General features: G+C 70.9%; 19 protein-coding genes. 13 read left to right on the top strand and 6 right to left on the bottom strand.

Annotated features, from left to right (window positions below):
- Window positions 1-6 precede the first annotated feature (6 nt).
- The 10 genes from MMA15_RS23455 (at window position 7) to MMA15_RS23410 (ending at window position 10,408) form a co-directional block, all read left to right on the top strand.
- The gene (locus tag MMA15_RS23455) at window positions 7-2,013 is read left to right on the top strand and encodes a P-loop domain-containing protein (RefSeq protein WP_241062067.1); all 2,007 of its coding nucleotides are present in this window, start codon (window positions 7-9) and stop codon (window positions 2,011-2,013) included.
- Between the two features lie 110 nt (window positions 2,014-2,123).
- Complete coding sequence (locus MMA15_RS23450; protein ID WP_241063413.1) at window positions 2,124-2,780, top strand: GNAT family N-acetyltransferase; 657 nt, start codon at window positions 2,124-2,126, stop codon at window positions 2,778-2,780.
- Between the two features lie 504 nt (window positions 2,781-3,284).
- Window positions 3,285-4,982, top strand: a complete 1,698-nt coding sequence (locus MMA15_RS23445; protein WP_241062066.1) for a nitrite/sulfite reductase — start codon at window positions 3,285-3,287, stop codon at window positions 4,980-4,982.
- A 472-nt stretch (window positions 4,983-5,454) separates the two neighbouring features.
- Window positions 5,455-5,661: a hypothetical protein gene (locus MMA15_RS23440; protein ID WP_241062065.1), complete on the top strand. Its 207-nt coding sequence runs from the start codon at window positions 5,455-5,457 to the stop codon at window positions 5,659-5,661.
- Complete coding sequence (locus MMA15_RS23435; protein WP_241062064.1) at window positions 5,658-6,368, top strand: phosphoadenylyl-sulfate reductase; 711 nt, start codon at window positions 5,658-5,660, stop codon at window positions 6,366-6,368. Before MMA15_RS23440 ends, MMA15_RS23435 begins: the two co-directional genes overlap by 4 nt.
- Window positions 6,365-6,505, top strand: coding sequence for a hypothetical protein (locus tag MMA15_RS23430; protein ID WP_241062063.1), 141 nt, complete (start codon window positions 6,365-6,367; stop codon window positions 6,503-6,505). The genes MMA15_RS23435 and MMA15_RS23430 overlap by 4 nt, the downstream gene beginning before the upstream one ends.
- Window positions 6,506-6,513: 8 nt before the next feature.
- Window positions 6,514-7,137 carry an adenylyl-sulfate kinase gene (cysC, locus tag MMA15_RS23425; protein ID WP_241062062.1) on the top strand — a complete coding sequence of 208 codons (624 nt, stop codon included), beginning with the start codon at window positions 6,514-6,516 and terminating at the stop codon, window positions 7,135-7,137.
- Complete coding sequence (gene cysD / locus MMA15_RS23420; protein WP_241062061.1) at window positions 7,134-8,069, top strand: sulfate adenylyltransferase subunit CysD; 936 nt, start codon at window positions 7,134-7,136, stop codon at window positions 8,067-8,069. Before cysC ends, cysD begins: the two co-directional genes overlap by 4 nt.
- Window positions 8,070-8,071: 2 nt before the next feature.
- A complete protein-coding gene (locus MMA15_RS23415; RefSeq protein WP_241062060.1) occupies window positions 8,072-9,442 on the top strand; it encodes a sulfate adenylyltransferase subunit 1 in 1,371 nt (456 codons plus the stop codon).
- A 165-nt stretch (window positions 9,443-9,607) separates the two neighbouring features.
- Complete coding sequence (locus MMA15_RS23410) at window positions 9,608-10,408, top strand: sirohydrochlorin chelatase (protein WP_241062059.1); 801 nt, start codon at window positions 9,608-9,610, stop codon at window positions 10,406-10,408.
- 256 nt (window positions 10,409-10,664) lie between these two features.
- Here the strand turns inward: MMA15_RS23410 and MMA15_RS23405 are convergent, their stop codons facing one another.
- The 5 genes from MMA15_RS23405 to MMA15_RS23390 all read right to left on the bottom strand — a co-directional run bounded on the left by MMA15_RS23405 (window position 10,665) and on the right by MMA15_RS23390 (window position 15,563).
- Complete coding sequence (locus MMA15_RS23405; protein WP_241062058.1) at window positions 10,665-11,342, bottom strand: winged helix-turn-helix domain-containing protein; 678 nt, start codon at window positions 11,340-11,342, stop codon at window positions 10,665-10,667.
- Between the two features lie 436 nt (window positions 11,343-11,778).
- Window positions 11,779-11,874: a putative leader peptide gene (locus tag MMA15_RS28560; protein WP_372498293.1), complete on the bottom strand. Its 96-nt coding sequence runs from the start codon at window positions 11,872-11,874 to the stop codon at window positions 11,779-11,781.
- A 215-nt stretch (window positions 11,875-12,089) separates the two neighbouring features.
- Window positions 12,090-13,325 (bottom strand): S8 family peptidase, encoded by a 1,236-nt coding sequence (locus tag MMA15_RS23400; RefSeq protein ID WP_241062057.1) that lies wholly within the window; start codon window positions 13,323-13,325, stop codon window positions 12,090-12,092.
- A 398-nt stretch (window positions 13,326-13,723) separates the two neighbouring features.
- Window positions 13,724-14,251 carry a DUF1697 domain-containing protein gene (locus tag MMA15_RS23395; RefSeq protein ID WP_241062056.1) on the bottom strand — a complete coding sequence of 176 codons (528 nt, stop codon included), beginning with the start codon at window positions 14,249-14,251 and terminating at the stop codon, window positions 13,724-13,726.
- Between the two features lie 49 nt (window positions 14,252-14,300).
- Window positions 14,301-15,563, bottom strand: coding sequence for a DUF5919 domain-containing protein (locus MMA15_RS23390; protein WP_241063411.1), 1,263 nt, complete (start codon window positions 15,561-15,563; stop codon window positions 14,301-14,303).
- Between the two features lie 244 nt (window positions 15,564-15,807).
- Here MMA15_RS23390 and glgX point away from each other — a divergent pair, with 244 nt between their 5' ends.
- Window positions 15,808-18,111, top strand: a complete 2,304-nt coding sequence (glgX, locus tag MMA15_RS23385) for a glycogen debranching protein GlgX (protein ID WP_241062055.1) — start codon at window positions 15,808-15,810, stop codon at window positions 18,109-18,111.
- Here the strand turns inward: glgX and MMA15_RS23380 are convergent.
- On the bottom strand, window positions 18,059-18,637 hold the full coding sequence (locus MMA15_RS23380; protein ID WP_241062054.1) for an FHA domain-containing protein: 579 nt from the start codon (window positions 18,635-18,637) through the stop codon (window positions 18,059-18,061). The genes glgX and MMA15_RS23380 overlap by 53 nt on opposite strands.
- Before the next feature lie 391 nt (window positions 18,638-19,028).
- Here MMA15_RS23380 and MMA15_RS23375 point away from each other — a divergent pair, with 391 nt between their 5' ends.
- Together MMA15_RS23375 and MMA15_RS23370 are read left to right on the top strand one after the other, a co-directional pair.
- Window positions 19,029-20,171, top strand: coding sequence for a NucA/NucB deoxyribonuclease domain-containing protein (locus MMA15_RS23375; protein WP_241062053.1), 1,143 nt, complete (start codon window positions 19,029-19,031; stop codon window positions 20,169-20,171).
- A 285-nt stretch (window positions 20,172-20,456) separates the two neighbouring features.
- The gene (locus tag MMA15_RS23370; protein ID WP_241062052.1) at window positions 20,457-20,972 is read left to right on the top strand and encodes a hypothetical protein; all 516 of its coding nucleotides are present in this window, start codon (window positions 20,457-20,459) and stop codon (window positions 20,970-20,972) included.
- Window positions 20,973-21,160 lie beyond the last annotated feature (188 nt).

Here is a 21,160-nt window from a genome sequence, read left to right as displayed (position 1 = left end):
ATCGCAGTGCCACGGGAGCATAGCCGCGACGGCGGCGGACACCGGGCGCACCGCGGATCTCGCGGGAGCCGCGGCGGGCCGCGCGGATTCCACAGGGACGGCGGACGCAAGGGCGGCCCGCACGGCGACGGCGAACCGTACGGCGGTGAGCCCCACGGCGGTAAGCCCCACGGCCGTGGGGCCGGACACGACGACCGCGGACACGGCGACCGGCACGACGACCGGGCCCCGCGCGGTGGGCTGGAGCAGCAGCTCGGCCGCCTCGAAGGCGCCTCGTACGGTCGTTACAAGAGCCTCGTCGGCACATGGCGGCTCCCCGGTTCGGAGGCGGGCGGCGAGACTCTTCGGCTGGTACGCGCCCAGGCCGACCCCTTCGCACCGCCGGCGCGCCTCGCGGTGCGGGTGCCCGGCGAGCAGGCCGGGTTCCCCTCACGGCTGTGGAACACCGCGGTGCGACGGCGGGCCCTCGCCGGTTTCATCGTCCGCCGGGCGGCCGAAGTCGTAGGCGGGGAACGGGCGTTGAGGATCGATGCGGGCGGCCAGGAGGTGCTGGAGCGGAGCTCGTGCCAGGTCTCGGCGGACGACGGAAGCGTCACACTGCGGTTCGGACTCGCGCTGCCCGGCAAGGGCCGCCGCATCGACTCCCGTAGCGCTCAGCGGCTGATGTGCGGGCTGGTGCCGCGGATCGCCGAGCGTGCGCTGCGCTACGAGGCGCTGGACGCCCCGGCCGTGGACGAGTTCGTGGAAGCCGTGGAGGACTCCGACGCGCTGCGCAAGGCGCTGCCCGGTCTCGGCCTGGTGGCGTTCGTCGCCGACGGCGCGGTGCTGCCACGCGGCAGCGGCGTCGACGACCGCCCGGCGAAGGGCGAGAAGGTGGTGCCCTTCTCCTCCCCCGAGGGCCTGCGGGTGACGGTCGAGGTGCCCAACGCCGGCGCCGTCAGGGGCATGGGCCTGCGGGAAGGGGTGAGCCTGGTCGTCGGCGGCGGCTTCCACGGCAAGTCCACGCTGCTGCGCGCGTTGGAGACGGGCATCTGGGACCACGTGCCGGGCGACGGGCGTGAACTGGTCGTCTCGCTCCCTGAGACGGTGAAGCTGCGTGCCGAGGACGGACGGCGGGTCGAGCGGGTCGACGTGCACGCCTTCGTCGGCCGGCTTCCCGACGGCTCGGACACCACCGACTTCTCCACCGACAACGCCTCCGGATCGACCTCCCAGGCGGCGTCCCTGTGCGAGGCCGTGGAGGCGGGCGCGCGGGTGCTGCTCATCGACGAGGACACCGCCGCGACGAACCTGATGATCCGCGACGCGCGTATGCAGTCCCTCGTCGCCAAGGAGCGGGAGCCGCTGACTCCGCTCGTGGACTCCGTACGTTCGCTCCACCGCGACCACGGTGTATCGATGGTGCTGGTGATGGGCGGCTCCGGCGACTATCTGGAGGTCGCCGACCGGGTGCTGATGATGGACGCCTACCGGCCCTCCGACGTCACCGAGCGGGCACGAGAGGTCGCGTCCGTGCCGACGGGGCGGCACGCGGAGGCGGAGACGTTCCCGCCCGTGGTGCACCGCGTCCCCGAACCGGCGTCGCTTCAGCAGGAGCCGCGAAGGCGCGGGGACGCGCCCCCTTCGGGAGGCGGAGGTCCCGCAGGCGCGGGTTCCGCAGGTCCGGGGAAGGTGCGGGCGCGCGGCACGGACGCGCTGACGTTCGGGGACTACGAGGTGGACCTGCGCTCCGTGGAGCAGATCGCCGACCCTCGGCAGGTGACGGGCATCGGTCTCGCGCTCCGACTGCTGCTGCGCCGCGGCTACTTGGACGGGGTGAACACCCTCGCGAAGGCCCTGGACCTGCTCGACGCCGAGCTGGCGGAGCGGGGCGCGGACGCGCTGCTGGCAGTGCGCGACGAGGACTTCGCGGTGCCGCGCCGCTTCGAGACGGCGGCGGCTCTCAACCGGGTACGGGGGCTGCGCGTCAGCAGAGCGGGAAGCGCCACGAGCACGAGAGCGAGCGCGGGTTGAGCGAGCACAGGTCGAGCGGGTACGAATCGGGCACGCCCACGTCGAGCGGGCGGGGGCCGAGCGGCTACGGGCCGGGCACGAACGCGACGAGGGCCGTCACCACCTGGTTCCTGGAGCAGACGGCTCCCGAGGACCTGGCCGGCGCCCGGATTCCGGAGGAGGCGTCCGGTCTCCGGATCATGCGGGCCGAGCTGCCCGAACCCGCCTTCAGCCGCTTCCTCTACGGCGAGGTCGGCCGGGACGTGGAGTGGACCGACCGGCTGCCGTGGCCGAGGGAGCGATGGATGGAGTGGCTGGAGCGTCCGGGCGTCGAGACGTGGGTGGCCTACGAGAGGGGCACTCCCGCCGGATACATCGAACTGGACGGCGCCACGAGGGACACCTCGGGGCGCGGCACCCGGCCCGGCAGCACCGTGGAGGTCTCCTATTTCGGCCTTCTGCCGGGCTTCCGCGGCAAGGGCATCGGCAAGCACCTCCTGACCTACGGCGTCGCCCGGGCCTGGGACATGGCCGAACGCTGGGAGGGGCGGAAGCCGACGGCGCGGGTGTGGTTGCACACATGCAGCAAGGACGGCCCTTACGCGCTGCGCAACTACCAGCGCCGGGGCTTCCGTGTCTTCGCCAAGGAAGTGACGAAGGAGCCGGTTCCGGTTCCGCCGTCGGCCAGGGACGGCGCCGAGGCGGAGGCCCGGCCGCCGGGACCGCAGGAACCACGGGGAACTGCCGGACCATCGGAACCGCCCGCGCCGCGCTCCGCCTCCGAGTGACCGCCGCGCTCCACCGGCCCGCACTTCGGGACCGGTCCGCACTTCGAAACGGCCCACACCTCGGCCTGTCCGAACTCCGGGACGCCATTGTCCACATCCTGGATATCGGTGGACTGCCCGTTCATCACCGTGCGACGCTTCCGTCATGTCTCGTGCTGGAATCGCCTTGGTGAGTCGACGCCACGTCGACTTCGGCCGTATGTCCAGCGCCATCTGTCGCGCGGGCTGACAGTCCCAGCACCACCGATCACGAGCCGCCCTCACCGTCGCGGGCGCGCGTACCCCTCGTAAGGACCACCGCGGTCACGCCTGCCCTCCGCCTCGCGGCGCGTGCGGCACGTACCGCCGTGCGGTCCGACGGGGGCCGCCTCGTGCACCCCCGCACCCCCGCTGACCTGTACGTCCGTACCCGTACGTCTTCGGCGAACGGCCGTGTCGTGCCGCCCGCCTGCCCGGCCGGAGACGGCGCCCGAGGACACACGAAGGACTTGAAGGACTTCCGCCATGGCCGACACCTCCAAGCGTCCCGCTTCCCCGCCGAGCCGCCGCAAGGCCGGACGCCATCGTGGCGAAGGGCAGTGGGCCGCGGGGCACTTCACTCCGCTCAACGGCAACGAGCAGACGAAGAAGGACGACGACGGTCTCAATGTGCGGACACGCATTGAGACGATCTACGCGCACCGTGGATTCGACTCGATCGACGGCGCCGATCTGCGCGGACGCATGCGCTGGTGGGGTCTGTACACCCAGCGCCGCCCCGGGATCAGCGGCGGCAAGACCGCCGTGCTGGAACCGGAGGAGCTGGACGACGAGTTCTTCATGCTGCGCGTCCGCATCGACGGCGGGCAGCTCTCGACGCGGCAGTTGCGCACCGTCGGCGAGATCTCGCAGGACTTCGCCCGCGGCACCGCGGACATCACCGACCGGCAGAACATCCAGTTCCACTGGATCCGTATCGAGGACATGCCGGAGATCTGGCGGCGGCTGGAGAGCGTCGGGCTCTCCACGACCGAGGCGTGCGGCGACACCCCGCGCGTCATCATGGGCTCACCGGTCGCCGGTATCGCCGCCGACGAGATCATCGACGGCACCCCCGCCATCGACGAGATCCACCGGCGCGTCATCGGCAACCCCGCCTATTCGAACCTTCCGCGGAAGTTCAAGACCGCGGTCTCCGGGTCGCCGCTGCTCGACGTAGCGCACGAGATCAACGACGTGGCGTTCGTCGGCGTCGAACACCCCGAACTGGGCCCGGGGTTCGACGTATGGGTCGGCGGCGGGCTGTCCACCAACCCCAAGCTGGGTGTGCGGCTCGGCGCCTGGGTGCCGCTGGAGGAGGTCGCCGACGTCCACGAGGGCGTCGTCTCCGTCTTCCGCGACTACGGCTACCGGCGGCTGCGTACCCGAGCGCGCATCAAGTTCCTCGTGGCCGACTGGGGCGCGGAGAAGTTCCGCCAGGTGCTGGAGGACGAGTACCTGCTGCGGAAGATGGCCGACGGCCCGGCGCCGAAGGCGCCCGTGGCGCAGTGGCGCGACCACATCGGCGTGCACGAACAGCGGGACGGCAACTACTACGTGGGCTTCGCGCCGCGCGTCGGGCGGATCGACGGAGGCACGCTCGCCAAGATCGCGGACCTCGCGGAGTCGCACGGCTCGGGCCGTGTCCGTACCACCGCCGAGCAGAAGATGATCGTCCTCGACGTGCCCGGGGACAGGGTGGAGTCGCTGACGGAGTCGCTTGAGGCCCTCGACCTCACGGCGCGCCCGTCGGTCTTCCGGCGCGGCACGATGGCCTGCACCGGCATCGAGTTCTGCAAGCTGGCCATCGTCGAGACGAAGGCACGAGGCTCGTCTCTGATCGACGAACTGGAGCGCAGGATGCCGCAGTTCGACGAGCCGGTCACCATCAACCTCAACGGCTGCCCCAACTCCTGCGCCCGCATCCAGGTCGCCGACATCGGCCTCAAGGGCCAGCTCGTCACCAACGCGGACGGCGAGCAGGTCGAGGGCTATCAGGTGCACCTCGGCGGCTCGCTGGGCATGGAGCCCGGCTTCGGCCGCAAGGTGCGCGGGCTGAAGGTCACCGCCGACGAACTGCCCGACTACATCGAGCGCGTGCTGCGCAACTTCCAGGAACAGCGCGAGGACGGCGAGCGCTTCGCCCAGTGGGCGGCCCGCGCGGAAGAGGGTGCCCTGAAATGAGCGAGCCTCGGCACGCGGCGTCGGCTGGACCGAGAAGCCGCGCAGCGACGAAGGAGCGAGCAGTGACGAGGGAAGCCGACGCGTCAAAGCGAGCCGAAGCTGAGCGGGGGACACAACGAGCGAGCCTCGGCACGCGGCGTCGGCTGGACCGAGAAGCCGCGCAGCGACGAAGGAGCGAGCAGTGACGAGGGAAGCCGACGCGTCAAAGCGAGCCGAAGCTGAGCGGGGGACACAACGAGCGAGCCTCGGCACGCGGCGTCGGCTGGACCGAGAAGCCGCGCAGCGACGAAGGAGCGAGCAGTGACGAGGGAAGCCGACGCGTCAAAGCGTGGCGAGGCTGAGCGGGGGACACAACGAGCGAGCCTCGGCACGCGGCGTCGGCTGGACCGAGAAGCCGCGCAGCGACGAAGGAGCGAGCAGTGACGAGGGAAGCCGACGCGTCAAAGCGTGGCGAGGCTGAGCGGGGGACACAGTGAGCGAGCGTGCCGCGCCGTTCTACTGCCCGTACTGCGGCGACGAGGATCTGCGCCCCTCGGATGCGGGTCACGGCACCTGGGAGTGCGCCTCGTGCAACAGGGCGTTCGCGCTCTCCTTCCGCGGCCTGCTGGCCGCCGGGCTGAGGCCGGGAGGCAGTGCGGACGGCGGGGCGAACGCCCGGGAAGGAGACGGCACTTCATGACCACCGTCCGGCAACAGGACTCGGCGGCGCGGCTGCGGCGGCTCGCGGAGGACGCGGGCCGTGAGCTGGAGGACGCCCCGGCGCTGGAGGTGCTCCGGTGGGCGGCCGACACCTTCGGCGACCGCTTCTGCGTCACCTCGTCCATGGAGGACGCCGTGGTGGCGCACCTGGCCTCCAGGGTCGCCCCCGGCGTCCACGTCGTATTCCTCGACACCGGCTACCACTTCCCCGAGACCATCGGTACGCGCGACGCCGTGGCCGCCGTCATGGACGTGGAGGTGATCACGCTGACGCCCCGGCAGAGCGTCGCCGAACAGGACGCCGAGTACGGGCCGAAGCTGCACGACCGGGACCCCGATCTGTGCTGTGCCATGCGGAAGGTGGCGCCGCTGGAAGAGGGGCTGCGTGCCTACGACGCGTGGGCGACGGGGCTGCGCCGCGACGAGTCGCCGACTCGCGCGGGTACTCCCGTGGTCGGCTGGGACGAGCGCAGGCAGAAGGTCAAGATCTCGCCGATCGCCCGCTGGAATCAGGCAGATGTCGACGCCTACATCGCGGAGCACGGCGTGCTGACCAATCCTCTGCTCTCTGACGGCTACGCCTCGGTGGGGTGCGCCCCGTGCACGCGGCGCGTGCTCGAAGGGGAGGACGCACGGGCCGGGCGCTGGTCGGGCAGGGGCAAGAGCGAGTGCGGGATCCATCTGTGAACGTGGACGTGAACGTGAAGGCGGACGTCGGCGCGGACGTCGGGGCGGCCCTGTGCGCGGATCTCCACGCGGACTCGCACACGGCCCCGTACGCGAACGTCGGCACGGTGAACTCCGCGGCAGAGAGCGGGAGATGACTCGGAAGATGACTGCAACGACCCCGGCGACGGCCACGGGCCCTGCCCCGGCCCCGGATGCGGCCACGGCACCGGCCACAACGCCGGCGCCGGCCGGGACTCCGGGCGCCACGGTCTGGCTCACGGGCCTGCCCAGCGCCGGCAAGACCACCATCGCGAGGGCGCTGGCCGAGCGACTCGCCGCGCGGGGCCGCCGCGTGGAGGTGCTGGACGGCGACGAGATCCGCACGTTCCTCTCCGCCGGGCTGGGCTTCTCCCGCGCGGACCGCGACCGGAACGTGCAGCGCATCGGCTTCGTCGCCGAACTGCTCGCCTCGCACGGGGTGATCGTCCTCGTACCGGTGATCGCCCCGTACGCCGACAGCCGTGCCGCGGTGCGCGAGCGCCATCAGGCCGCGGGCACCGGCTACTTGGAGGTTCATGTGGCCACGCCCGTGGAGGTGTGCTCACAGCGCGACGTGAAGGGACTGTACGCACGTCAGGCAGCCGGTGAGATCTCCGGGCTGACGGGCGTGGACGACCCGTACGAGGCGCCCGCGGAGCCGGATCTGCGGATCGAGACGCACCGGCAGGACGTCGAGGAATCCACCGCGGCGCTGAACGCGCTGCTGAGTGAGAGGGGACTGCTGTGAGGACGGCTGTCACGGCGCTTGAGGAGCGGGAGAACCCGTATGCGCTCTCGCACCTGGACGCGCTGGAGTCGGAGGGTGTGCACATCTTCCGCGAGGTGGCAGGCGAGTTCGAGCGGCCTGTGATCCTCTTCTCCGGCGGCAAGGACTCCATCGTCATGCTGCATCTGGCGCTGAAGGCCTTTCAGCCCGCGCCCGTGCCGTTCGCGCTGCTGCACGTGGACACCGGGCACAACTTCCCCGAGGTGCTCGACTACCGCGACCGCGTGGTGGCCCAGCACGGACTGCGGCTGCACGTGGCCTCCGTACAGGAGTTCATCGACCGCGGGGAGCTGAAGGAGCGCCCCGACGGCACCCGCAACCCGCTTCAGACGGTGCCGCTGCTGCACGCCATCGACTCCAACCGCTTCGACGCCGTCTTCGGCGGCGGGCGCCGCGACGAGGAGAAGGCACGCGCCAAGGAGCGCGTCTTCTCCCTGCGTGACGAGTTCGGCGGCTGGAACCCGCGCCGTCAGCGCCCCGAGCTGTGGCAGCTCTACAACGGCCGCCACGCGCCCGGCGAACATGTGCGCGTCTTCCCGCTGTCGAACTGGACCGAGCTGGACGTGTGGCAGTACATCGCCCGCGAGAAGATCGAACTGCCCGCCATCTACTACGCACATGAGCGCACCGTCTTCTCCCGCTCCGGCATGTGGCTGGCGCCGGGCGAGTGGGGCGGCCCCGGCGAGGGCGAGCGGGTGGAGCAGCGCAAGGTCCGCTACCGCACCGTCGGCGACATGTCCTGCACCGGCGCCGTCGACTCCGACGCCGACAGCATCGAGAAGGTCATCGCCGAGATCGCCGCGTCCCGGCTCACGGAGCGCGGCGCGACCCGGGCCGACGACAAGCTCTCCGAGGCCGCCATGGAGGACCGCAAGCGCGAGGGGTACTTCTGACCATGGACACTTCTGCGTTCCCTGCCGCGGACTGCGGCCCGGCGCTCGCGGCGACCTCGCTGCTGCGCTTCGCGACCGCCGGCTCCGTCGACGACGGCAAGTCCACGCTGGTGGGGCGGCTGCTGCACGACTCGAAGTCGGTGCTGGCCGACCAGTTGGAGGCCGTGGAGTCCGCCTCCCGCAGCCGCGGCCAGGACACCCCCGACCTCGCTCTGCTGACGGACGGGCTGCGTGCCGAGCGTGAGCAGGGCATCACCATCGACGTCGCCTACCGCTACTTCGCGACGCCGCGGCGGCGGTTCATCCTGGCCGACACCCCCGGTCATGTTCAGTACACGCGCAACATGGTCACCGGCGCCTCGACCGCCGAACTCGCCGTCGTCCTCGTCGACGCGCGCAACGGCGTCGTCGAACAGACCCGCAGGCACGCCGCCGTGGCCGCGCTGCTGCGCGTCCCGCACGTCGTGCTGGCGGTGAACAAGATGGACCTGGTCGACTACGACGAGGACGTCTTCGCGGGCATCGCCGAGGAGTTCACCCGCTACGCCGCCTCCCTGGGCGTACCGGAGATCACCGCCATCCCGATCTCCGCGCTCGTGGGCGACAACGTCGTGGCGCCCTCCGCCCATATGGACTGGTACGGCGGCCCGACCGTGCTGGAGCATCTGGAGACCGTCGCCGTCACCGACGACCCCAGCGACGACCCGGCCCGCTTCCCCGTGCAGTACGTCATCCGCCCGCAGACACCGGAACACCCCGACTACCGGGGCTACGCGGGCCAGATCGCCTCCGGGCTGCTGCGCGTGGGGCAGCGGGTGACGGTGCTGCCCTCGGGCCGTACCTCCACCATCGAGGGCCTGGACGTGCTGGGCCAGTCCGTGGACGTCGCCTGGGCGCCGCAGTCCGTGACGGTGCTGCTCGCCGACGAACTCGACATCTCACGCGGCGACATGATCGTGCCGTCCGACGCGGCCGTCACCGCCAGCCAGGACCTCACCGCGACCGTCTGCCACCTCCACGACACTCCCCTGACGCCCGGCGCACGGGTGCTGCTGAAGCACACCACCCGCACCGTGAAGGCCATCGTGAAGGAGATCCCGTCCCGGCTGACCCTGGACGACCTCTCCCAGCACCCCGAGCCCGGACGGCTCGTCGCCAACGACATCGGCCGCGTCGTGCTGCGCACCTCCGAGCCGCTGCCCGTCGACGCCTACGCGGACTCGCGCCGTACGGGCTCGTTCGTGCTCATCGACCCCGCGGACGGTTCGACGCTCACCGCGGGCATGGCGGGCCACGCCTTCGCGGACGCCGTACGGGACGCCGCCGGGGCCGAGAGCGGGCGGGAAGCGGACGACGACGGCTGGGACTTCTGAGGCGCAAGGCCCCAGACGCCGGTCGCCGGTCGCCGGTCGCCGGTCGCCGGTCGCCGGTCGCAGACGAACACACGAACACACAGCGCAAGACGAACGAGCAGACGCAGACCCCGACGCAGACCCAGACACAGACACAGACACTGAGACGAAACGGACGCCACCGCCATGCACGATGTGACACGGCCGCCGGCCGGCCCGGGGGCAGGGCTCCCGGGCGGGCCTGCCCTCGTGGTCGTCGCACACGGCAGCCGCGACCCCCGGCACGCCGCGACGGTGGCCGCGCTGTGCGCGCGGGTGCGCGCGCTGCGCCCCGGGCTGCGCGTGGAGGCGGCCTATCTGGACTTCAACGCCCCTTCCGTGCCACGGCTGTTGGAGAGGCTGCACGCGGAGGGCGTACACGACGTCGTCGCCCTGCCGCTGCTGCTCAGCCGCGCCTTCCACGCCAAGTCCGATCTGCCCGCCGTGCTGCACGAGGCCACCTCCAGGCTGCCGCGGCTGCGCGTACGGCAGGCGGACGTGCTCGGCCCCCACGCGCTGCTCGTCGGCGCGCTGGAGCGGCGGCTGCGGGAGGCCGGACTCGCGGCGGACCGGCGCGCCTCGACGGGCGTGGTGCTGGCCTCGGCGGGTTCCTCGGACCCGGAGGCGATCGCAGTGATCGCACAGACCGCGCGGGAGTGGCGGCGCACCGGTGGCTGGTGTGCCGTGCGTCCTGCGTTCGCCTCCGCCAGCCTCCCCCGTACCGAGGACGCGGTACGGGGGCTGCGCGCCGACGGCGTCGAGCATGTGGCGGTGGCGCCTTATGTCGTGGCGCCCGGCTATCTGCCCGACCGCATCCGCGACGGGGCGCTGCATGCGGGCGCGGACGTGCTCGCGCCGGTGCTGGGCCCGGCCCCCGAGCTGGCGTCGCTGACGGCGCTGCGGTACGACGAGGCCGCGGCACGGGGGCCGTTGGCGCTCAGCGCCTGAACCGGCCCTGAAGGGCGGGGAGTTCGGCAGGCACTCGGACCGCGACCCCCGCCCGCCGCGCTGACCGCGACCGCGCCAAGCCAAGGCGGGGCGAGGCGAGGCGACGGGGCACCGTCCACCTGGCCGCTGAGCGCGTGGCGCACTCAGCGGCGGTCAGGCGCGGACAGGAGCGGATCAGGGGCGGACCAGGGGCAAAAAGAGGGGGTGACGCGGGCCAAGGGCCCTCGCGGTCAGCGGTCTTGCGCTCCCGCTCGCCTCAACGCGCCCTCCCCGGCTCGTACTTGTAGCCGACGCGTCGGACGGTGACGATCGTGTCCCGGAACCGGCCGAGCTTGCGCCTCAGCCGGGCGATGTGCACGTCGACCGTGCGGCCGTCCCCGACATGGCTGTAGCCCCACAGGGCCCCCACCAGATGGGCGCGGCTGTGCACGCGGTGCGGATTGGCCACGAAGTGCGCCAGTAGCTCGAACTCCAGGTATGTCAGGTCGAGTTGGCGCCCGTCGACATGCGCGGTGTGCCGCTCGGGATTCACGTGGACGCCCTCGGAGCCGTAGGGCTCGGCCTGGACGGCCGGACCGCCCGCCGCGGGACGCTCCACGTGCGCATGCTGTACGTGCGCATGCTGTACGTGCGGAGGGGCTGCGGACCGGTGCTGCGCGGGCGGATGCTCCGCGGGCGGCGCCGGAGGCTGCTCCGAGGGCAGCAGCGGGCGGAACCGCGCTCTGGTGCCGTCCGCGGTGAACAGGTCCGTCACATCGGTGCCTTCGGGCACGAGCACGACGTAGCCGACCACGGGTGTCTGCTCGCCGGGCGGCGGAGCGTCACCGTCGTCGGCTTCGCGTGCGGCGGCTTCCCGTATTGCTGCGGGCTCCTCGGAAGCGGACTCGTCGACGATGCGCAGATGGCGTGCGGCGGCGGAGAGGGCGGAGGTCATCGGGGCTACTCCTTCACGGAGAGGGTTCCAGGGGCGTTCTCATGCGCGGGCACACGACCGGCACGACCACGGCACCGCACACGAATGAACGGAACCGCGCACAGCGCCGACTTGAGCCCGGCGCGGAATTGCATGACGCGCAGGTCCGAACAGCGCGGTCGACGGCGCACGTTGAATCACGCTCGTCCCGTTCCGAACCGAACCGAGACGGACCGAAGCGAATCGGAAAGGAATCGGGAGATCGAAGACCGGGGGCAGCGGACCGTGAATCGGAAAAACCGGTGGCCGGAATTCAGCCGTCATTCAGGGCAGCGGCCGATGCGGGCACCCGCCCGGCCGGTTGAGGAAAGAACCGCAGCTCGGATCGGCTCCGCGAGGGTGTGACAGAGAGCGGAGCGGAAAGCGGAGCAGGAAAAGGAAGCAGCCGGAGCGCGGCTCAGAAACCAGCGGCACAGATGGCGCTGGCATGCCGTCGCAGATCGACGTGCAGGCGCGCTACAAGGTTCGCGGACTGATTCACGGAAATGAGCATGCCAGCAGTCGCGGTACGTCGTCAATGAACAGACGGAACGTCTCGAATGGCGGATGGCACCAAGCGAGAGAACACCGGGCGAGTGAACACCGGGCTGGAAAGCACCGGGTACCCCGGAGCCGGAGAAGGACACGACCGCCCGCCGCGCTCAACGGGGAGCGCGACGGGCGGTGTTGTGCGTGCGCCGAGCCGAACTCAGCGAGTGAGCCCGAAGGTCACTTGCTGTTGACGTTCAGCAGCTCGTTCTTGGTGCCCTCGCTCGGGTTGGAGATCGCGTCCTTGGTGGCCGCGTCGCTCAGACCCTTGGCGACGTCCGCCGGCTTGGCGTCCTTGTTCTCGCCGAGGAACAGGGCGGCGGCACCCGCGACGTGCGGCGAGGCCATCGAGGTGCCCGAGAGGGTCTCGGTGGCGTCGTCGCTGGTGTTGGTCGCGGAGACGATGTCCACACCCGGGGCGTAGATGTCGACGAGCTTGCCGAAGTTGGAGAAGTCGGCCTGCTTGTCGGCGTCGTCGCTGGCCGCGACGGTCAGGGCGTCCTTCACGCGAGCCGGGGAGGCGTTGTCCGCGTCCTGGCTCTCGTTGCCCGCGGCGACGGCGAAGGTGATGCCCTTGTCGACGGCCTTCTGCACAGCGGCGTCCAGCGCCTCGTCCTTCGGGCCGCCGAGCGACATGTTGGCGACGGAGGGGCCCTTGGCGTTCTTGGTGACCCAGTCGATGCCCTTGACGACCTGCTCGGTGGTGCCGCTGCCCTGGTCGTCCAGGACGCGGACGGCCACGATGTTGGCCTTCTTGGCGACGCCGTGGTCGGTGCCGGCGATGGTGCCCGCGACGTGCGTGCCGTGGCCCTGACCGTCGTCCGCCTCGCCGCCGTCGATGGCGTCGAAGCCGGACTTCGCACGCTTGCCGAAGTCCTTGTGCGTCATGCGGACGCCGGTGTCGATGACGAACGCGGTCACGCCCTCACCGGCGCTGTCCGGGAAGGTGTACTTCTTGTCGCCCTTGGTCTCCTTCTGGTCGATGCGGTCCAGGCCCCACGACGGCGGGTTGGACTGCGTCTCGTTGACCGTGAAGGTGTGGTTCTGGACGACCTTCTCGACCTGGGAGTTGCCCGCGAGCTGACGGGCCTCCTTGGCGCTGAGGCCCTTGGCGGAGAAGCCGTTGATGGCCGAGCTGTAGGTGTTCTTGACCTTGCCGCCGTACTGGTCGGCCAGGTCGGCCCCCGCGGACTTCACGGAGTTGGCGCCCTTTGTGTCCTTCAGCATGACGATGTAGCTGCCGTCGACCGCGCCCTTGGCCTTCGTGCCGTACACGTGGCCCTCCGCGGGGGAGGCACCGGCCGGCAGCGTCAGCAGGGTCGCCGCGCCGACCACCGCCGCGGCGACACCGGTCGCCAGAGTGATGCGGCGCCGCCTTGCGGACTTCTCCGTGCTTCTGGGCGTCTTGGTTGCCATGACGAGGGTCCTCCTCGTGAGGTGTGGGGGGTTGTTTGTCACGTTTTCGCCCCGGCGCACACACAATTGATGATCCGCTACCGGGACTCGAAACACTGTCTGATTGATCCGCTCACCTCAAGCGGTATGAGCGGGTGTGACATAGACAACTTTCAAGGCCGTACGGCAAAGCGCCCTGTATCCACCCAAGTCGACCTGACGAGGCATCAGTCCGGTCAGATATCTGACCGGACTGACTCACTTGGCAACAACTCTTGGCGTGGGTCCGCCCCGGGTCCGCCGTCCGGGCCGCAGATCCGTACGGGGCGCCGTGGCACCGGAGTTCGACTCGCGGGACCGGGCCGATTCCCTGCCGTGGCCCGCCCCGGGAGCCCAAGTACCGCCCGGCGCCCCGCGGTTCAGCTCGCGAGTTCGATCAGCCGCTGCACGGTGCGCCAGTTCCGCCCGGTCATCAGCACCTTGGGGCGTACGCCCTCCAGAGCGGCCGGAAGCTTACTGTGACCCATTCCGTCCGGGAAGTAGCAGTACACGGCGCCGCCGACGTGCTCGAAGGAGTCCGGGGCGAACGCGGCGGCGTCCAAGGAGTCGAAGTGGCCCTTCTCCGGCGGGTCTTCGAGGAAGAGCACCAGCAGCTTCGCCGGGTCCAGCTCCGACGCCGGATAGGGGCAGGCGGCGGCCACCGCGCGCAGCTCCTCCGCCGTACGGATCAGACAGCGGACCTCGAAGCCGAAGCGGTCGGCGACCGCGCTCTCCAGCCGGGCGCCCGGGTCGCTGTCGCCGGTGGTGAACACCGCGTTGCCGCTCTGGAGATAGGTGCGGACGTCCGTCCACCCCAGGCCCGTCATGACGTCCCTCAACTCGGCCATGGGCACCTTCTTGTGGCCGCCCACGTTGATCCCCCGCAGTAGCGCCGCATAAGTCGTCATGGGCGGCAGCTTAGAAGAGGCGTCCGACACCCGTCGGCGAGCCGCCGCTTCACGACACCGGACGCGAGTCCGTCCAGGCGGCCTCGAACTCCTCGCGATAGGTCTGGAACAGGCCCTGCACGCCCTCGTCCTGAGGCTTCTGATGCTCCGCGCGCCGCTGTACGAGATCCCGCCCGCCGCCGCGCAGCACCAGCACCGGAGCCTCCATGCCGCGCACCCGCCGCAGATACGACTGCACCACCGCGAGGCCGTCGGCGCCGTCGCCGTCGACCATGTACGCCGAGAAGCGCGGCGTCTCGTCGAACACATGGATCTCGAAGGCGCCGGTGTCGCGCAGCCGTGCGCGCACCCGCCGCATATGGAGGATGTTCATCTCCACGGTGCGGCTCAACTCGCCCTTTTTTATGCCGAGTTCGCGTTCCCGGCGGCGTACGGCGCTGCTGGCCGGGTTGAGGAAGAGCAGCCGCAGCCGACACCCGGACGCGGCGAGGCGCACCAGCCTGCGCCCCGAGTAGTTCTGCACGAGCAGATTGAGACCTATGCCCATGGCGTCCAGCCGGCGCGCCCCGGCGAACAGATCCTCGGCCGGCAGGCTCCGCTGGAGACGCACCCGGTCGGAGTGGACCCCGACGACGTCCGCGAAGCGGTCGCCCACCAGGTCCTCCACGGCGTCGACCGGCAGCCGGTGCGCGGAGGGCGTCTCGTCCCCGGAGGCCCCGAGCATCTCCAGCAGCCGTGCGCATGTCCGCTCCGCCTGTGCGAGGACCGTCTCGGACAGCGCGCGGTTGCGGGCGACGGCGCTGCGGGCCACCTCCAGCTCGTCCAGGGCGAGTTCGACCTCGCGGCGGTCGTCGAAGTACGGCTCGAAGCAGGGCCAGTGCTGCACCATCAGCTCCCTGAGCTGCGGCAGCGTGAGGAAGCAGAGAACGTTGTCGTCGGCGGGATCGAGCAGATAGCCCTTGCGGCGGCTCACCTCCCGTACCGCCACGGCGCGCTGCACCCACTCCTGCCCGGCGGGGCCTGCGGCGGCGATGACCCACTCGTCGCCGTGCACCGGCTCGTAGATGGGCCGCAGCACGGCGGAGACGACCGCACGCAGGCGCTGTTCGACGAGATTCAGCCAGATGTACGCGCGCCCTGCCCGCCTGGCGCGGGTGCGCACCTCGGACCACGCGTCCGCGTCCCAGTCGAGGTCCGCGCCGATCTCCATGGGGCGTGCCAGTGACACCGCACCTGCCGGCGCGCCGGCGGCTTCCCCGTCACCGTCGTCGCCGCTTTCACCTGGGGGGAGCTCAAGCCCTCCCGCACCCACCCGCGCACCGCCTTCCTGACCCTGTTGAGCGATCAAGGAAGACTACTGCGGCGCCGGAAGGGCCGCACCTTGAACCCCCATCAACTTGCCCTGCCCGTACGCCCGTACGAGCGATTGCCGCCCACCGTGTCCCCCGGAGGCCCGTCCCTTTCGCGCCACCTGGGCGAGGATGCCCGGGTGCGGGCGCGGCGGCCGGCGGACGGTGCCCGAGCGAACGCCCGGAACGGCAGGAGGAGAGCATCGCATGCAGGTGTGGCCGGGGCAGGCGTACCCCCTCGGGGCGGCCTACGACGGAACCGGCACCAACTTCGCCGTCCTCTCCGAGGCGGCGGACCGCGTCGAGCTGTGCCTGCTGGACGACGGCGGCCGGGAGACGCGGGTGGAGCTGCGCGAGCACGACGGCCATGTACGGCATGCCTATCTGCCCGGGGTGGCGCCGGGGCAGCGCTACGGATTCCGGGTGCACGGCCCGTGGGACCCGGCCCGTGGGCTGCGCTGCAATCCCGCGAAGCTGCTGCTCGATCCGTACGCGAAGGCGATGAGCGGAAGCGTCGAGTGGCACGAGGCGGTCTACGGCCACCGGTTCGGCGAGCCGGAGGCGCGCAACGACCTGGACTCGGCGCCGTACACGATGACTTCGGTCGTGGTCGACCCGTACTTCGACTGGGGCGACGACCGTCCGCCGGGCACCGGCTACGAGGACACCCTCGTCTACGAGGCCCATGTGAAGGGCCTGACGATGCTTCACCCGGAGGTGCCGCCCGAACTGCGCGGCACCTACGCGGCGTTGGGGCACCCGGCGGTGACCAGCCACCTGAGGCGGCTCGGTGTCACGGCGCTGGAGCTGATGCCCGTGCACCAGTCGGTCACCGACCACCGGCTGGCCGACGCGGGCCTGGCCAACTACTGGGGCTACAACACCATCGGCTTCCTCGCCCCGCACAACGGCTACTCCTCGTCCGGCGAACTCGGCGGCCAGGTCACGGAGTTCAAGCGCGCGGTGCGCGCGCTGCACGAAGCGGGCATCGAAGTCCTGCTCGACGTCGTCTACAACCACACCGCGGAAGGCAGTCATCTCGGTCCTACCCTCTCCTTCCGAGGCCTCGACAATCCCTCGTACTACCGGCTGAGCGACGATCCGCGCTACTACACCGATACGACGGGCACGGGTAATTCACTGTTGATGCGCAGCCCCCACGTCCTTCGCCTGATCATGGACTCGCTTCGCTACTGGGTGACCGAAATGCACGTCGACGGCTTCCGCTTCGATCTGGCGGCGACGCTGGCGCGGCAGTTCGACGGGGTGGACCGCCGGTCGTCGTTCTTCGACCTCGTGCGGCAGGACCCGGTCGTCAGCCGCGTCAAGCTGATCGCCGAGCCGTGGGACGTGGGCGAGGACGGCTATCAGGCAGGCAACTTCCCTCCGCCGTGGAGCGAGTGGAACGGCCGCTACCGCGACGCAGTACGGGATCTGTGGCGCGGACAGCCGGGCACCCTCCCGGAGTTCGCGTCCCGGCTGACGGGCTCCAGCGATCTCTTCCGGCACGGCAGACGCCCGCTGGCGTCGGTCAACTTCGTCACGTGCCACGACGGTCTCACCCTGCACGACCTCGTCAGCTACGACGGCAAGCACAACGAGGCCAACGGCGAGGACGGCAGGGACGGGGAGAGCCACAACAGGTCCTGGAACTGCGGCATCGAGGGCCCCACCGGCGACCCCGACGTGCTGCGGCTGCGCCGGAGGCAGATGCGCAACCTCATCGCGACGCTGATGCTGTCGCAGGGCGTGCCGATGCTCTCCCACGGCGACGAGTTCGGCCGCACGCAGTACGGCAACAACAACGCCTACTGCCACGACGGCGAACTGACGTGGGTGCACTGGCCGTCGGCGGAGGGGGGCGATGCCGCGGAGGACGGAGACGGCGGGAGGGAGGGAGCCGCCGCACTCAGCGGCTCTCAACTCCGCCCGGAGGGCGAGCTGTTCACCTTCGTGTGCGAACTGGCCGCCCTGCGGCGAGAGCACCCCGTCTTCAGGCGGCGGCGCTTCTTCCGTGGCCCCGGAGAGGCGGCGACCATCGGCGGGAAGGACCAAGCAGAGGATCGACTCCCCCCGGGTATCGGCTGGTTCACCCCGGAGGGCCGGCCGATGACCACCGCCGACTGGCACGACGAGCACGCACGCTCCCTGGCGGTGCTCCTCGACGGCGACGCCATCTCCGAGCCGGGTCCGCGCGGGGAGCCGGTGACGGACGACTCGTTCCTGCTGCTGTTCAACGCGGCTGCCGCACCGGTGGAGTTCACCGTCCCGCTCGCTCCCGTACGTAGCGGACCACCGGAAGGGGGCTGGGACGGCGGATGGGACGGCCGGTCGTGGCAGCTTGTCGTCGACACCGCCGACGAAGTCCCCCCTTCCGCACAGCAGGGCCGTAAGCGGAAGGCAGCGGCGGGCGAGCGGATCACGCTCTCGGGCCGCAGCCTGGTGGTGCTGCGGTCCTTCAGGGACGTTGGGGCGGCTCCAGCGAAGGCGGCCGGGTCAGCGCGAGCTTGAAGCCGATCTGCCCGAACCTCACCACGTCGCCCGGCCTCACCCGCACCGAGCCCGTCACCCTGCTGCCGTTGACCCAGGTCCCGTTGCTGGACCCCAGGTCGCGAAGCTTCCAGCCGTCGTCGGTGGCGCGTAGCTGCGCATGCGTACGGGAGACGGTGAAGTGGTTGAGGCGCAGCATCGAACCCGGCGCGCGGCCTATGGAGTACGCATGCGATCCGGGCCCCGGAAGCAGCAGTTCGGGCAGCCGCTCGGACTGCCAGGCGTTGCGCAGCGTGCGCGGGAAGGAGAGCAGCCGCGCGATGCCCTCGGCGAACCAGCGGCTGCGGGGGCGCCGCGTCGGCAAGTCGTGGAGCACCGGGTGCAGTTCGCCGTGCCACTGCGCGTTGAGGATCACGTTCATGCGCCGCTCGAACGTGTTGTGCGAGATGCGCCCCTCGGCGGCTCCCTCGCGCAGCACCTCCAGAGCGCGCTCCCGTTCCGCGTCGGACAGCCGCGGTGGGTACGCACCGAACTCCAGAGATGTCATGCACAGCATTCTCAGCACGGCCAAACCCGCTGTCCAGGCCCGGCCTTGGCCAGTAGCCGAACCAGTACATCCGCTTCTGGGCCGACGACAGGGCCGGACGCCCGGAACGCGGAGCGGGGCGGAAATCGGGGGCGGAAAAGCGCCAATCCGGCCCGGCGGGGCACTTCGGCGGCAACGCGGCAGGGGCCCTCTCACCCGGCCCACTCTGATCAGCTCCGATCAGCGGCTTCAACAACCCTGAGCACAGCGGAGGCGGCAGCGGTCGCACGGAGAAAATCCGCCATAATCCCCATTTCATTTGACCAAGCATCACAAGTCTCGTGAGTATGCACCTGCCAAGACCGGCCGGGGGGAACTGGCCGGTCGCGAACCCTCAGAGGGGGGAACCGACTTGACGGGGAAGAGACCCATCAGGGCACGCGCGGCGGCCTTGGCCGCGGCCGCGGCGATGCTGTTACCGCTGGCCCTCTCGGCACCGGCCAGTGCCGACGACCAGCCGCACAAGGGCGGCAGCGACGCGATCGTCACCAAGGCGACCGAGCCGGAGAAGCTGCCCGCGGACAAGATCGAGGCCACCGACGCCACCACACAGGCACCGGGCGTCATGGCGATCGACTGCCCGGCCAACACCTACGCCTTCAACCGCACCGAGTCGTGCTCCAACACCAAGGCCCAGATCCAGTTCCTGCTCAACGGCAAGGTGCGCGGCACGGCCCAGCTCGACATCGACACGACCGCCGAACTGAACCCGCGTGACCGGCGGAAGTGGAACCAGCAGGTCGACATCACGCTCACCAGGCCGACGATCCCCGAGGCGTATCTCGTCGACGCGACCGTCAGCCTCAACTGCTCGTCCTGCACGGCCACCACGGGCGGCAGCAAGATCCTCTTCCCGGGGCAGAAGCAGACGTTCAAGATGGAGGTCTCAAGCCCCGGCAAGGACCTCGTGGTCGACACCCTGCGTCCGCAGGCCGTGCTGACCGCTCCCCGGCACGACACGGGGACCCTGGCCCTGGGGCCCGCGTTCAGGCCTCGCTGCGACAGCACGCCCCGCATCACCGACAAGCGCTACGGGGGCTGCGTCTACCCGCAGTTCACACCGACGTGGGAGATCTCCGTCGGCGATCCGAAGGTCGCCGCCGTCGGCTGGCACGTCGACTGGGCGCAGCGCAATCTGAAGACGCCGTGGGGCGTGCGCGGCAAGGGACATCCGCTGCACCGCACCACGAACCAGGCGCTCCAGAACGCCAACCGCCGGGTCGCCTGCCGTGTGCCCCGGCCGCCCAACAGCGAGGGCCAGACCTGCGACGAGTATCCGTTCGCCGCGACTCACGAGGGCGCCTCGAAGAACCCGGACTACTCCTGCCACTTCCTGAACGGCGACAACAACAGCAAGGAAGGCAGCTTCCGCAAGGCGTACCTCAACAGCCAGCGTGTACTGGAGAGGGACGCGTTCTGGGTCAAGGTCGTCAAGCCGACCGGGGTCGCACCGCCGCCGAGCCTGCTGGGCCCGGTCGGCTGCGGCCAGGACTAGGCTCGTCGCGCCCCCGCCTGCGGGGCCGCGTACAGCAGGGGGCAGGCTCCAGCCGGGGTCTGCCCCTCCTGCGTTCCCCGCGGGCCGCTGTACGCAGGGACCTGCGCGAAGTGGCCTGTACGCAAGGGCCCGGTACGCAAGAGCCTGTACGGATCGGTCCGTACAGCGGCCCGTACAGCGGCCGTTACGCTCCCGGACGCGCACCTCATCGGCCGCACGCACGGACCCGCGGACACCCGGCCCGTACGCACCCGACCCGCACCGCACCGGAAGGAACACACTCCCGTGGCGAACCTGATCGCCCGCATCACCGATCCGCGCATGTTCATCGACGCCACCACCATCGACATCCTCGACGAGGAGATGGCCGTCTTCGAACCCGACTACGCCAGGAACGGCATCCTGGACGCACGGGCCGAGGGGTCGGCGGCCGCGGTGATCTGCGCCACCGAGATCGGCGACCTGACCGTGACGGCCGAACTGTGGGACGGCGCGCCGCCGTTGGAGACCGACGGCTGGGAGGACGTCGCGGAGGTGCCGGTCCGCTGGCTCACCGACGTCATGGAGATCGGCGGAGAGGGCACGTCGCTCGACGAGGAGCCGCTGCTGCCGATCCCCGGACCGGGCGACTACCGCATCCGCGTCTCGGGGAAGAACCGCGACTACGACGACCCGCGTGCCGAGACCGACCCCGCCGAGGAGTACCTCATCCAGGTGTGGCCCTCGGAGGGCGCCCGGGACTCCGGAGTGACGCACAAGCAGACCAGCCGCATCGGCAGAAGGCGCCGCGAGGGGGCGTGAGCCGGACGCTGGCCCCCGCACGCGGGGTCCCGCGAGCGCGCGGGCCCCGGAGGAAAAGCGCGACGGGCGCCCGCGCTCCCGCAGTCGGAGCACGGACGCCCGCCCGTCAGCGCCTGTCCCGGACCGGACCGGCGGACCGGCCCGGGACGCGATGGCCGCCCGGGACGCCCGGGACGCCCTGGACAGAG

The sequence above is a fragment of the Streptomyces marispadix genome, assembly GCF_022524345.1.
GTDB lineage: Bacteria > Actinomycetota > Actinomycetes > Streptomycetales > Streptomycetaceae > Streptomyces > Streptomyces marispadix.
Note: the sequence above shows the minus strand (reverse complement) of the source record. Positions and strands in the feature narration are given on the sequence as shown.